The sequence below is a fragment of the Amycolatopsis nalaikhensis genome (genome assembly GCF_030264295.1).
Classification (GTDB): domain Bacteria; phylum Actinomycetota; class Actinomycetes; order Mycobacteriales; family Pseudonocardiaceae; genus Amycolatopsis; species Amycolatopsis nalaikhensis.
This window is the reverse complement of record NZ_CP127173.1, coordinates 7,553,718-7,566,254: the sequence shown is the minus strand read 5'-3', so window position 1 is coordinate 7,566,254 and position 12,537 is coordinate 7,553,718. Positions and strand designations below refer to the sequence as shown.

The following is a 12,537-nucleotide window of genomic DNA, read 5'->3' as shown; positions in this document are numbered from 1 at the left end:
CGCGTGGGGGCATTCACCTGCAGGTTCACGTTCCTTAAGCGGTCAAGGGTTTCCAGCCAAGCTGACACCCGCTCGTCGCAGCTGTGCGCGTCTACTTGCCGTCGACGATGGCCGCCTGGCCCGCCCGCCGTCCACCGCTTGCTTCTCCGAAGCGCCGAGTGGTCGCACCGGCGCGACGAGAGTCGCGCCGAACTTCGTTACTTCTTGCGGACAACGTTCACCCGATCGTGCACGTCTTTCCGCAGGTCAACGATGTCGACACCAACGCGCCCTGTCCCGCCTTGCTGACAATCTAGCGGCAGCAAGGTCAACTTGAGCGGCACTTTCTCGAGCACCCGTGTCCCAACGTGGGCAGGTCGCGGTCCGGTGGACTTCGCGGAGCCCGGCGAAATCAGTCGTCTTGCCCGTGGTGCCGGCAGTGCGCCAGCTTTCCGTCGTCGCGGCGTCCCGCAGGCCTGCTTGACCCGGCCATGGCCATGACGCTGGGGTTCCTGACCGAGTTTCGGCGAACTCCTGGTTTGCCAAGAGCGGTGCCCGCCCGGACGCCCGGGTTTGCGGAGACCACGGGCTGAGCTCGAACGTGGGCGGGGCACCGCCGCGCGCCGGATACCCCGCGCTCCCCGCAGCAAACTCATCCCGCGCGCAACGCGTACCGCCGCTCGGCGTAGGCCAGGTCGTCGCGCCACAAGCGCGCCGCCGTGTGGCGCATCAGCGGGCGGATCGCCGGGGCCAGCTTCGCCGCCGCCGCGAAACCCGGGCGCTCGGACGCCGCTATCGTCGCCTCGATCACCGCTGTTCGCGGGTGGCCGTCCGGGCCCGGGCCGAGCGGGGTCGCGTGCGTCTCGACGACGCTGCCCACTCCCTCGCCCGCCACGATCCGCATCACCACCGTGCGCGGCTCCGGGCACGTGAACTCCGCGAGCACCGGGACACCCCAGCGGCCGGCGAGCCGGAACGTCACCTCGACCAGGAACCGGTCCTCCTCGTCCGGCACGTCGATCCCCCGCGGCACCTCCAGGACCCGCAGGCGGCTGAACGAATACGGGTGGAACCACGCGCCGTGCCACGGGTCGAGGCGATTCGCCACCACGTCCTCCGGCTCGCACCTCCCCGTCATCGTCGCGACGGCGTCGATGCGGGCCTTGCCTTCCGGGCGCTCCGGCACGGTGGGCGCCGCCGACGGTGGTTCGCCGCCCACCGCGTCCAGCCGCGCCCAGACGAGCACGCCGTCGTCGCAGGCCGGGACCGGGGCCCACGTCCCGCACTTCGTGCCGTCGATGCGCAGGCCGTGCCAGCGGCAGACCAGCCCGCCGCCGTCGACCCTGGCGTCGGCGAGCGGGGCGCCCAGGTGCGGGCACGCGCCGGGACCGATGCGGACTTCGCCGTCCGGCCGGCGCCACGCCACCAGCTCGCGGCCGCCGACCGTGACGCCGAACGGACGGTCCGCGCGCACCTCACGGCTCGCCCCGACGACGAACCAGTTGCCCGACGCGCGGGCCGAGGCGCGTTTGCCCGCCGCCTCGATCACGGCGGGCGAGCAGTCGCCGTAAGTCGGCTCCTGCTTCGCCCAGCGGGGCTCGGAGAACGGCTGGACGGGCCAGCGCCGCGGCCACCGCGCGGCGATCCGGCGGCTGACGTTCATCGGTCCATCGTCGCCGATCCGCATCGGGCCCGCAACGTCACCGGTTTCGGCGCTTCACCGAGCGGGTTCGGGTTTAGCGAGGTAGAACCGGGGTAACAGCCAGAAGTTCCGGCGTGCTCTCGACGCTCGCCGACTTTGTGCATCGTTTGTGCATCGCGAGAGGAGCCCGGATGACCGCGACCGCCTCGGCCGCCGGATCGGCGGGGTGGCTCGACGCGCTGCGCCGCCGGTGCGGGACCGACGTCCACGCCTTCGTCACCGAACGGGTGCGCGAGCACTTCACCGGCCGCGCGGCGGACACCCCCGCCGCCACCGCCCTGCCGGAGTTCGTCACCGGCGGGAAGTTCCTCCGCCCGATGTTCGCCTACACCGGCTGGCGCTGCGGCGGCCCCGAGAACGCCGCCGCCCTGCGCGCCGCGGCCAGCCTGGAACTGCTGCACTGCTTCGCCCTCGTCCAGGACGATGTCATGGACGGCTCGGCGCGCCGCCGCGGCCGGCCATCGATGCACGTCCGTTTCGCCCGCTGGCACGAAGAGCAGGGCCTGAGCGGTTCCGCGACCCGGTTCGGCGAGTCGGCCGCCGTGCTCGTGGGCGACCTGCTCCTCGTCTGGTCCGAGCAGCTGCTGCACGAAAGCGGGCTCGACGCCGACGCCCTCGCCCGCGGCAGGCCCGGGTACAACCGGCTGCGCTCCGAACTGGCCGTCGGTCAGCTCGGCGACCTGGTCAACGACGCCCGCACGCTGCCGTCCTGGGCCGACGTCCTCGACGTCATCCGCCGCAAGTCCGGCAACTACACCGTCCGCCGCCCGCTCGAGTTCGGCGCGGCGCTGGCCGGCTGTCCCGAGGACGTCGTCACCGCGCTCGGCACCTACGGCGGCCTGCTCGGCGAGGCGTTCCAGTTCCGCGACGACCTGCTGGGCGTCTTCGGCGACCCCGCGGTCACCGGCAAACCCGCGGGTGACGACCTGCGCGAGCGCAAGGCGTCCAGCGTGGTCGTGCTCACGCGGGACCTCGCCGACCACCGGCAGCGCGCTGAGCTGGGCGATCTGCTGGCGCTGCCCGAGGTCGACGACGACGCCGTCGCCATGTGGCGGGCACTGATCACCGCGACCGGCGCGCGCGACCAGCTGGAGAAGCTCATCGACGAACGCGTCCGCCGCGCCCTGGAGGCGATCGACCTGGTTTCCCTGCCGCGGCAGGCGTTTTCCGCGCTCACCCTCCTGGCGAGCCGCTGCACCGAGCGCGTCCGATGAGGACGGTCACCGGGCCCACCGGCCACGTCGTGGTCGTCGGCGCCGGACTGGCCGGGCTGTCGGCCGCACTGCACCTGGCGGGCCGCGGCCGCCGGGTCACCGTCGTCGAGCGCGACCCCGGACCGGGCGGGCGCACCGGCCGCGTCGTGACCGGCGGCTACCACCTCGACACCGGGCCGACGGTGCTGACCATGCCGTCGATCCTCGCCGACGTCTTCGCCGCCGCGGGCGCGGACCTCGCCGACCACCTGCAGCTCACCCGGCTCGACCCGGCCTACACGGCTCGCTTCGCCGATGGGTCGGTGCTGCGGGTGCACGCCGACGAGGAGCGCATGACCGACGCCGTCCGCGCCTTCGCCGGGCCGGACGAGGCGGCCGGGTACCGGCGGCTGCGCGAGTGGCTGACCCGGCTGTACGCGGCGGAGTTCGACCGGTTCGTCGCCGCCAACATCGATTCGCCGCTCGGGCTGCTGTCGACCGACCTCGCCCGGCTCGCCGCCCTGGGCGGGTTCCGGCGCCTGGACCGGAAGATCGGCACTTTCCTGCGCGACGAACGCCTCAAGCGGGTCTTCACCTTCCAGGCGCTGTACGCCGGTGAGTCGCCGATGCGGGCGCTCGCGCTGTACGCGGTCATCTCCTACCTGGACACCGTCGGCGGGGTCTACTTCCCCGAGGGCGGGATGGCCGCCGTTCCCCGGGCCATGGCCGCCGTCGCGGAGGCGGCCGGGGTGGAGTTCCGCTACGGCGAGGCGGTGACGGCGCTCGAACGCCGGGGCGCGCGGATCACCGCCGTCCGCACGACCGGCGGCCGGACGCCCTGCGACGCCGTCGTGCTGACCACCGAACCGCACGAGAGCTACCGGCTGCTGGGCCGGGCCCCGCGCCGCCCGATCCCGTTGCGCCCGGCGCCGTCGGCCGTGGTGCTGCACACCGGCGGTCCCGGGGACTGGCCGGTCGGACACCACACGATCTCGTTCGGCCGCGGCTGGGCGTCGACCTTCCGCGAGCTGATCACCGAGGGCAGCCCGATGAGCGACCCGTCCCTGCTGATCACCCGCCCGACGGCCACCGACCCCGGGCTCGCCCCGGCCGGTCGGCAGCTGTTCTCGATCCTGGCACCGGTCCCGAACCTCCGGCGCGGGCCGCGGGATTGGGACGCCGAAGCGGAGCCGTACGCCAAGGAGATCCTCGACCGGGTCCGCGCCGACCTGCTGCCCGGCTTCGAACCGGAGGCGTGGCACGTCCTCGGCCCGAACGACTGGGCGCGGCGCGGGATGGTGGCGGGCACGCCGTTCAGCTACGCGCACTCGTTCGTCCAAACGGGACCGTTCCGGCCGCGCAACCTCCCGCCGGGCACGGAGAACGTCGTGCTCGCGGGCGGCGGGACGGTGCCGGGGGTCGGCGTCCCGACCGTGCTGCTCTCCGGACGGCTCGCCGCCGACCGGATCACCGGGGAGCCCGGCCGATGACCCGCCGCGAACTCGACGCCGCCGGGATCACCGGGGCCGGGCTGCGCGCGGCGTACCGGTACTGCCGCGAGCTCAACGCCCGGCACGGCCGCACCTACTTCCTCGCCACCCGGATGCTCGCGCCCGCCCAGCGCCCCGCCGTCCACGCGCTGTACGGGTTCGCCCGGCGCCTCGACGACCTCGTCGACGAGCCCGAACCCGGCGCCACCCCGGACTCGATCGCCGCGACCCTGCACACCGTCGAAGAGGGGTTCCTCGCGGAACTGGCCGCCGGGACCAGCGAGGACCCGCTGCGCGCCGCCGTCATCGACACCGCGACCCGGTACGCCATCCCCGAAGCGTACTTCCGCGCGTTCTTCGCCTCGATGCGGATGGACCTCACGGTGACCGGCTACCCGACCCGCGCCGCGCTCGACGAGTACGTGCACGGCTCGGCCGAGGTCATCGGGCTGCAGGTGCTGCCCGTCCTCGGCACCGTCGTGCCCCGCGAGGAGGCCGCGCCGCGGGCCGCCGCGCTCGGGAAAGCCTTCCAGCTGACCAACTTCCTGCGCGACGTCGCCGAGGACCTCGAACGCGGCCGCATCTACCTCCCCGCCGACGAGCTGGCCGCCGTCGGCGTCGACCGCGACCGGCTCGCCTGGTGCGCCCGCACGCGGCGGCTCGACCCGAGGGTGCGTCGGGCGCTGGCCGAGCAGGTCGCGGCCACCCGCCGCGTCTACGCCGAGGCCCGGCCGGGCATCGCCCTGCTGCACCCGGCGTCGCGGCCGTGCGTGCGGACCGCGTACGTGCTTTACGGAGGGATTCTGGACCGCATCGAAGCCTTGGGCTACAACGTCTTCGCCGGGCGGGCCCGCGTGCCGCGGTACCGGCGGCTGGCCGCGGCCGGGGACGCGCTCGTCCGGGCGCGGTGGGCCCGGCGACGGCACCCGGCGGTGACGTGACGTGGGCCGGGTGGAGTACCTGCTGGTCCTGGCCGCGTGCGTGGTGGTGACGCTGCCGCTGGAGCTGGCGGGCGCCCGCGTCTACCGCCGTCCGCGGCGGCTGGCGCGCGCGGTGCTGCCGGTGGCCGCGGTGTTCCTGGTGTGGGACGCGCTGGCCATCGCGGCCGCGGTCTGGGACTTCGACCCGGCGTTCGTCACCGGGCTGGGCCTGCCCTTCGGGATCCCGCTCGAAGAGGTGCTGTTCTTCGTCGTGGTCCCGGTCTGCGGGGTCCTGACCTACGAGGCGGTCGGGCTGACCGGGCAGCTGCTGCGCCGCCTGGCCCGGCCCCTGCTCGACCGGCGGCGGGTGCGCCGCTGATGCCCTGGGGTTACACGGTTCCCGCCGTCGCCGCCGTGCTCGTGGTGGTGGCGGCGGAGGTCTGCCTGTTGCGCACCGGGCTGTTCCGGCGACCGGCCTACTGGGTGACGATGGCCATCGTCATCGCCTTCCAGATCCCCGTGGACGGCTGGCTGACCAAGCTGTCCTCGCCGATCGTCCGCTACTCCCCCGCCGGGATCACCGGCTGGCGGTTCCCGTGGGACATCCCGGTGGAGGACTTCCTCTTCGGCTTCGCCCTCGTCACCGCCGTCCTGCTCCTGTGGGAGCGCGGGAAGTCCCGGAAGGACAGTGCATGAAGGGAAACGGCCTGCCGCGCGCCGAGGTGCCCGCGGCGTTCGACGCGGGCGCGGCGGCCTACGACCGGCTCGTCGGGCTGAACCCCGGCTACCACCGGGACCTGCGCCTCTCGGCGCGGCGGCTGCTGAGCGGCGGCGGCATGCGGATCCTCGACGCGGGCTGCGGCACGGGCGCGTCGACGGCCGCGCTGCTGACCGTCGCCCCGGACGCGCAGGTCACCGCGATCGACGCGTCGGGCGCGATGCTCGCCCGCGCACGCGGGAAGTCCTGGCCGTCCACAGTGGAGTTCCGGCACACGCCGGTCGAGGAGCTGAGCGGGGTCGCGGGCCCGTTCGACGCGGTCCTCGCCGCGTACCTGCTGCGCAACGTCGACGACCCCGACGCCACCCTGCGGACGTTGCGCGGGCTGCTGCGGCCCGGCGGCACCCTCGCGTTGCACGAGTACTCCGTGCGGGACTCGCGCCGCGCGCGCTGGGTGTGGAACGCGGTGTGCGGCGCGATCGTCATCCCGCTCGGCCGGGTCACCACCGGTGACGCCACGCTCTACCGGCACCTGCGCCGCAGCGTCCTGGCCTTCGACGGCGTCGCCGACCTCTGCGACCGGCTCTCCCGCGCGGGCTTCACCGACGTCCGCACCGGCACGATGCCGGGCTGGTCGCGCGGGATCGTCCACACGGTACTGGGCACCGCGCCGTGACCGCGGGCCGCGACCGCCGGGCGGAGACCCTCCCCGCGCCCGGCGGGCTCCCCGACGCCGGACGGCTCGGCCGCCGTCCGCGCGCCGCCGTGATCGGGGGCGGCATCGCCGGACTGACCGCGGCGACCGGGCTGACCGAGCGCGGCGTCGAAGTGACGCTGTTCGAGCGCGAGGACTACCTGGGCGGCCGCGCAGGCGGCTGGCCCGAGCGGCTGCCGGACGGCACCGAGGTCACCATGAGCCGCGGGTTCCACGCGTTCTTCCGGCAGTACTACAACCTGCGGGCGCTGCTCGCCCGCACCGATCCCGGCCTCGAGCGGCTCGTCGCGGTGCCCGACTACCCGCTGATCGATCCGCACGGGCGCACCGACACGTTCGCCGGGCTGCCGCGGACCCCGCCGCTGAACGCGCTGGCGTTCGCCTTGCGCAGCCCGACCTTCCGGGCCCGCGACCTGCTCAAGCTGAACGGACGGCGGGCCCTGCCGCTGGCGACGGTCCGCGTGCCCCGGGTCTACGAGCAGCTCGACCACATGGACGCGGCGTCGTTCCTCGGCGCGATCAACTTCCCCGCGGCGGCGCGGCACCTGGCGTTCGAGGTGTTCTCGCGCAGCTTCTTCGCCGACCCGGGCGAGCTTTCGGCGGCCGAGCTCGCGACGATGTTCCACCTGTACTTCCTGGGCTCCTCGGAGGGTTTGCTCTTCGACGTGCCGACCGAGCCGTTCCCGCAGGCGCTGTGGAACCCGCTCGGCGAGCACCTTTCCGGGCGGGGCGCGGACATCCGGCTCGGAACGGCCGTGCGCGAGGTTTCGCGGGAGCCCAGCGGATTCCGCGTCGACGGCCGTCCGTTCGACGCGGTCGTGCTCGCCTGCGATGTCGCGGGGCTGCGCCGGATCGTGGCGGCGTCCCCGGAGCTGGGCACGCGGGCTTGGCGCGCGGCGATCGAGGGCCTGCGCACGGCACCGCCGTTCGTCGTCCGGCGGCTGTGGCTCGACCGGCCGGTCGCCGCGCACCGGCCCGCCTTCCTCGGCACCGGCGGGCTGCCGCCGCTGGACAACATCAGCGTGCTCGACCGGTACGAGGGCGAGGCCCGCCGCTGGGCCGCGCGCACCGGCGGATCGGTCGTGGAAGTGCACGCGTACGCGTCACCCGACGGCGCGGGGCTGGACGGGCGCCTGCACGAGCTGTACCCGGAGACCGCGGCGGCGCGGGTGCTCGGCGAGATCACGGTGACGCGCCAGGACTGCCCGCTGTTCCCGGTCGGCGGGTTCGCCGCCCGCCCGGGCGTGGTCACGCCGGAGCCGGGGCTGGTCCTGGCGGGCGACGCGATCCGCGTGGACCTGCCGGTGGCGTTGATGGAACGCGCGGCGACGACCGGCTGGGCGGCGGCGAACGCGGTGCTGGCGGAGTGGGGTGTGGCCGGGCACCCGCTGCGCTCGGTCCCCAACCGCGGCCGGATCCGGCTGCTCGACCGCCTCGTCAGGGGCCGCCCCACGACGTGACCGGCTCACGCCTTCGCGGCGAACGCCTCCAGCCCGGCCTCACGCCGGAAGGGCTCCAAGGTCTGCCGCTGCCGGGCGGCCCGGCCGAGCAGCTCGTCGAAGTCCGTGTCCGGCAGCCGGTCGCGCAACCCGGCCAGCTCACCCAGCGTGTGCCAGAGGATCTTCTTGCCCTCGATGCCCATCGCGAGGGCTTCCAGCTCCAAGAAGCGGCTCAGCGGCGAGTACGAGACCCACCGGCCGTTGCGCTTGAGCCGCCCGGTCCGCTCCGCGGCCGCCGCCAGGGCGACCTTGACCCGGCTGGGCCGGACCCCGAGCCGGCGCATGATGTCCTCGAACGTCCGCACGTCCTCGGCGATCCCGTCCGCGACCTGGGCGAGCGCCTCGCCGAGTCCGCTGCCTTTGTTGTGGTCGCGGGCCCGGCGCGCGAGCGCCCGCCAGGTGACCCCGAGCGCGTGCTGGTCGCGCAGGTAGATGGCCAGGTAGTCGCTCATCGCGGCGCACTCCCCGGCTGCCAGCGGCCGACCCCGCCGCCCTGGGCGTAGGCCAGGTGACCACCCAACGCGCCGCTCGCGCTGAGCAGCAGCAGCCCGAAGAGGTTCAACGTCTTGCCCGCGCCGGTCAAGCCGAGGCCCCGGGCGCGGTAGGACTGCGCGAACACCACGGCGGCGAGCGCGTTGCCCGCGGCGTGCGTCAGGCCGACGCGGCGCTGGCGGACGTCGAGTCCGCTGTAGTCCGCGGCGCCCAGCAGGGCCGCCGCCGGGGTGGCGAGCAGCCCGATCGCCACCAGGCGCCGGGCGGCGGACTCGGTGCCCGGTGTGAAGTCCAGCAGCGACGAGCACAGCCACGCCCCGATCGGCAGGGTGACCGCGAGCGGGTGCAGCGGGTGCCCGAGCTCGCGCCCCCGCAACGACCGGCCCGCCCGGCCGCCGAAGAGCCGCCGCAACGGCTTCGCGACGGCCTCGGCGGGCGCGTCCAGGATCCGGGCCCGCTCCACCGCCGCGAGCAGGCGGTGGGGTACGGCCACCACGCCGTTGTCCGGGTTGTCGGTCATGGCTCCCGGCTACCCGCGCGGGCCCGGGTCAACCGTGGTGAGTAGGCCGTGTTCGCGGACCGCGGCCGCCGACAGCGTCTTGTAGCCGTGGTCGTCGAACACGACCGTCACCGTGTCGCCGTCGGCGGACATCACCACGCCCCGGCCCCACTCCCCGTGGTCGACCGCGCTGGCGACGGCGAAGTCACCGCCGTCGGACGACCGCGGTTCGGTGGTCCCCGCGATGCACGTGTCGCAGTTGCCGCAGGGTTGCTCGAGCTGTTCGCCGAAGTAGCCGAGCAGGAACTGGCGGCGGCAGCCGGTCGTCTCGGCGTAGCCGCGCATCATGTCGATCCGGGAGCGGATCAGCCGCTGGTGCGCTTCGGCGGCCTCGACGCCCTGCTCGACCGCCCGTTCCGGGGCCAGCTCGGGATCCCGGTACTCGAGGCGGCCGTCGCCGGTGACGCCGACCGCGCCCGTCTGCTCCAGCAGGTTGACCGCCCGGGTGCGCTGGGCCGCCGGGACGTCCACCGCTTTGCCGAGTTCGGCCGGTTTCAGCGGGGTGCCGCGCTCGGCGAGCGTGGTGGCCACCGCCGTCAGCGCCTCCTCGGGTGCCTTGGCCGCGGTGAGGAACTTCTGCCTGCCCAGGTCCCGCGGCCGGTGGTACAGCGTGATCTCCGCCGGTTCGCCGTCGCGGCCGGCGCGGCCGATCTGCTGGTAGTACGTGTCGAGCGAATCGGGTGCCGCCGCGTGCAGCACGAACCGCAGGTCGGCCTTGTCGATCCCCATGCCGAACGCCGACGTCGCGACGACCGCGTCGAGGTCGCCGCGCTGGAACTGCTCGTGCACCCGTTCGCGGTCGGCCGCCTTCATCCCGGCGTGGTAGGCCGCCACGCGGACCCCCTCGGCGGCGAGCTTCTCCGGCGTAGGTTTCGGCGTCCTCGCGGCTGGTGACGTACACGAGCCCGGGCCGCGTCGCGGGATCCGCGGTCAGCGCCCGCGTCCGCGTGATGACGGCCTGGTGCCGGTCGTCGTCGTTCGGCAGCGGGTCGACGCCGAGGCGGAGGTTGGGCCGGTCGAACCCGGCGAGCACTTCCCGGTGGTCGCGCAGCCCCAGGCGGTCGGCGATGTCCGCGCGCACGGGCAGCGCGGCGGTCGCCGTCAGCGCGATCACGCGCGGGTGCCCGAGCCGGTCGATCACCGGTGCCAGCCGCAGGTAGTCCGGCCGGAAGTCGTGGCCCCACGCCGAGACGCAGTGCGCTTCGTCCACCACGAACAGCGAGACGCCGAGCTCGGCGACCGCGTCGAGGACCTCGTCGGAGGCCAGCTGCTCCGGGGACAGGAACAGGTATTCGGCCGCGCCCCGGCGCACAGCCGCCCACGCGTGCTCGCGCTCGGCGGCGCGCTGCGCGGAGTTCAGGGCGACGGCTTCCGGCGCGCCGCTGTCCTCGATGCCCTCGATCTGGTCGTTCTGCAGGGCGATCAGCGGCGACACCACCACCGTCGGGCCGTCCAGCAGCAACGCGGGCACCTGGTAGATCGCGGACTTCCCGGCGCCGGTCGGCAACACGGCGAGCACGTCGTGCCCGGCCATCACGTGCTCCATCGCCGTGAGCTGCTCTGCGGTCAGCTGCGACCAGCCGAACGTCCCGGCCGCGATCCGCTGGAAGCTCCGCGCGTCTTCTCGCCATCCGCCGCAGGTACCCGCGCCCCGCGGGCGGAAACCACGGACGCTCAGTCGTCTCCGGTGCGCGCGCGCTGGTGCTCGGTGATGTCGACGAGCTTGCGCTTGAACGCCTCGTAGTCGTCGCGGCCCAGGCGTTCGGCGTGCCGGCGCTGGATGTCCGCCATGATCGCGTCCGCCGCGCGCATCTGGGCGAGCCCGCGCTCGGTGGGGCAGACGAGCTTCGCCCGGCGGTCACGCGGATCGGGGCTGCGCCGGACGTACCCGAGCGACTCCAGCTCGTCGATCAGGATCCCGATGTTCTGCTTGTGCTGACCGGAAAGCTTCGACAGGTCGGTCGCCCGCACGCCGTCCGGGTCGAGGTAGGCCAGCACGGCGCCGTGGCGGGGCTTCAGGTCGTCGAAGCCCCGCTCGGCGAGGGTGGCGAACAGCTCGCGTTGCACCGCGAAGAGCAGCCTGCCCGCGAGGACGCCCAGATCGGGGTCCGTCGCGTTGCGCTCCGCCCGGGTCACCATCCGCCGCTCCTCGCCGTCGCCTGCCGCCACCTTAACGATCGCCGTCAGCGGCGCACGAGTTCGCGTCCCAGGTCCGCCCGCAGGTGGACTTCGACGAACACCCGCAGGTAGCGGTCGTTCACCAGGTCGTCGAACGCGTCCACCAAGGACTGGTCCCGCTCCTCGGTCAGGTGCACGATGCGCCACCGGTTGAGCGGGGCGTCGTCCGGTCCGGCGACGGAGTGCTCGACGTGGAAGAGCGGCTGCCCGCCCCCGGCGGTGAAGACGCGGCCGTCCGGGGCTTCGAACCGTTCGGCGCCGATGAAGAACGCGCGCCGGTTCTCGTGGTCGAGGCGCACGTGCTCGATGATCGTGGCGAACCGCGCCGGGTCGGCCCACAGGCGCTGCTCGGACACGCGGGTGAAGTCCTCGAACCGGCCGTGGCGCACACTCGGGAACTTCTCGGCGCTGCCCGCCTTCACCACCGTCGGGATGTACTTGTCCGGCGCCGCCGCCTTGCGCACCTCCATGTCCCACAGCTGGGCGCCGGTGTAGGCGAACGGCGGCCGGACGTCGTAGCGCTCGCGCAGGACTTCGTTGACCGGGACCGGCGGCAGTTCCACCGACGTCGCGCCCGGTGCCGCCCACGCCTGCTCGAAGATCTCTTCGTGGTTCACGCCTGCTCCTCGCCGGTGACGGTTTCGTGGATCCAGCCGGTGACTTCCGCCCAGACCGGGTGTCCCGGGTGGACGACGTCGAAGTGGGTGCCGCCCTCGACCTCGACGTACCGGGCGGTGCCGCCCTCGGCGGTGACCTTTTCGACGTACCGGCGGCTCCACTCGGCGGGCACGGCTTCGTCCGCGGTGCCGTGCACGGCGAGGACCGGGACACCGGCGCCCGCCAGCTCCAGCGGCGACGTCCAGGCGTAGTGCTCGGGCCGGTCGGCGACGTGCCCGCCGACCAGCAGCGGCAAAATCCCTTCGCCGACGGTGTCCGCGACGACGGGCCACGCTTCAGGCCGCGCGGGCTCGGGCGCGTCCTTCGGCGGCTCGGCGTCCGGTCGGCGAGGACGGTGCCGAACCGCTCCGCGTCGGCCGCCTTCAGGTCGAGCGCGCCGGCGAGTTCGACGACGCCGATCGGCGTGATCTTCGG

Annotated in this window: 14 protein-coding genes and 1 pseudogene; 7 read left to right on the top strand and 8 right to left on the bottom strand. The window is 74.2% G+C overall.

Annotated features, from left to right (window positions below; genetic code table 11):
- Nucleotides 1-631 precede the first annotated feature (631 nt).
- Nucleotides 632-1,642, bottom strand: coding sequence for a Rieske (2Fe-2S) protein (locus QP939_RS37035; protein ID WP_285451053.1), 1,011 nt, complete (start codon nt 1,640-1,642; stop codon nt 632-634).
- A gap of 170 nt (nt 1,643-1,812) precedes the next feature.
- Between QP939_RS37035 and QP939_RS37030 the strand changes: the two genes are divergently transcribed.
- From QP939_RS37030 to QP939_RS37000, 7 genes are read left to right on the top strand one after another with little or no spacing between them, the layout of a single operon-like run.
- Nucleotides 1,813-2,895 carry a polyprenyl synthetase family protein gene (locus tag QP939_RS37030; protein WP_285451052.1) on the top strand — a complete coding sequence of 361 codons (1,083 nt, stop codon included), beginning with the start codon at nt 1,813-1,815 and terminating at the stop codon, nt 2,893-2,895.
- Nucleotides 2,892-4,364: a phytoene desaturase family protein gene (gene crtI, locus QP939_RS37025; RefSeq protein WP_285451051.1), complete on the top strand. Its 1,473-nt coding sequence runs from the start codon at nt 2,892-2,894 to the stop codon at nt 4,362-4,364. Before QP939_RS37030 ends, crtI begins: the two co-directional genes overlap by 4 nt.
- Nucleotides 4,361-5,305: a phytoene/squalene synthase family protein gene (locus tag QP939_RS37020; protein WP_285451050.1), complete on the top strand. Its 945-nt coding sequence runs from the start codon at nt 4,361-4,363 to the stop codon at nt 5,303-5,305. The genes crtI and QP939_RS37020 overlap by 4 nt, the downstream gene beginning before the upstream one ends.
- A 1-nt stretch (nt 5,306) precedes the next feature.
- Nucleotides 5,307-5,663, top strand: coding sequence for a lycopene cyclase domain-containing protein (locus QP939_RS37015; protein WP_285451049.1), 357 nt, complete (start codon nt 5,307-5,309; stop codon nt 5,661-5,663).
- Nucleotides 5,663-5,980, top strand: coding sequence for a lycopene cyclase domain-containing protein (locus tag QP939_RS37010; RefSeq protein ID WP_434219597.1), 318 nt, complete (start codon nt 5,663-5,665; stop codon nt 5,978-5,980). The genes QP939_RS37015 and QP939_RS37010 overlap by 1 nt, the downstream gene beginning before the upstream one ends.
- The gene (locus QP939_RS37005; RefSeq protein WP_285451048.1) at nt 5,977-6,678 is read left to right on the top strand and encodes a class I SAM-dependent methyltransferase; all 702 of its coding nucleotides are present in this window, start codon (nt 5,977-5,979) and stop codon (nt 6,676-6,678) included. The genes QP939_RS37010 and QP939_RS37005 overlap by 4 nt, the downstream gene beginning before the upstream one ends.
- On the top strand, nt 6,675-8,177 hold the full coding sequence (locus QP939_RS37000) for an FAD-dependent oxidoreductase (RefSeq protein ID WP_285451047.1): 1,503 nt from the start codon (nt 6,675-6,677) through the stop codon (nt 8,175-8,177). Before QP939_RS37005 ends, QP939_RS37000 begins: the two co-directional genes overlap by 4 nt.
- A 5-nt stretch (nt 8,178-8,182) precedes the next feature.
- Here QP939_RS37000 and QP939_RS36995 read toward each other — a convergent pair whose 3' ends face one another.
- The 7 genes and pseudogenes from QP939_RS36995 to QP939_RS36970 form a co-directional block, all read right to left on the bottom strand.
- On the bottom strand, nt 8,183-8,668 hold the full coding sequence (locus tag QP939_RS36995) for a hypothetical protein (protein ID WP_285451045.1): 486 nt from the start codon (nt 8,666-8,668) through the stop codon (nt 8,183-8,185).
- Nucleotides 8,665-9,228 (bottom strand): DUF2231 domain-containing protein, encoded by a 564-nt coding sequence (locus QP939_RS36990; protein WP_285451044.1) that lies wholly within the window; start codon nt 9,226-9,228, stop codon nt 8,665-8,667. Before QP939_RS36990 ends, QP939_RS36995 begins: the two co-directional genes overlap by 4 nt.
- A 9-nt stretch (nt 9,229-9,237) precedes the next feature.
- Complete coding sequence (locus QP939_RS52005) at nt 9,238-10,101, bottom strand: DUF3553 domain-containing protein (RefSeq protein ID WP_352248295.1); 864 nt, start codon at nt 10,099-10,101, stop codon at nt 9,238-9,240.
- A 313-nt stretch (nt 10,102-10,414) separates the two neighbouring features.
- Nucleotides 10,415-10,801, bottom strand: a pseudogene (locus QP939_RS52000) (DEAD/DEAH box helicase); the annotation flags it as partial.
- A 140-nt stretch (nt 10,802-10,941) separates the two neighbouring features.
- The gene (locus QP939_RS36980; RefSeq protein ID WP_285459931.1) at nt 10,942-11,406 is read right to left on the bottom strand and encodes a MarR family winged helix-turn-helix transcriptional regulator; all 465 of its coding nucleotides are present in this window, start codon (nt 11,404-11,406) and stop codon (nt 10,942-10,944) included.
- A gap of 44 nt (nt 11,407-11,450) precedes the next feature.
- Nucleotides 11,451-12,062, bottom strand: a complete 612-nt coding sequence (locus QP939_RS36975; protein WP_285451043.1) for a hypothetical protein — start codon at nt 12,060-12,062, stop codon at nt 11,451-11,453.
- The gene (locus tag QP939_RS36970) at nt 12,059-12,358 is read right to left on the bottom strand and encodes an alpha/beta hydrolase family protein (protein WP_285451042.1); all 300 of its coding nucleotides are present in this window, start codon (nt 12,356-12,358) and stop codon (nt 12,059-12,061) included. Before QP939_RS36970 ends, QP939_RS36975 begins: the two co-directional genes overlap by 4 nt.
- Nucleotides 12,359-12,537: the final 179 nt, after the last annotated feature.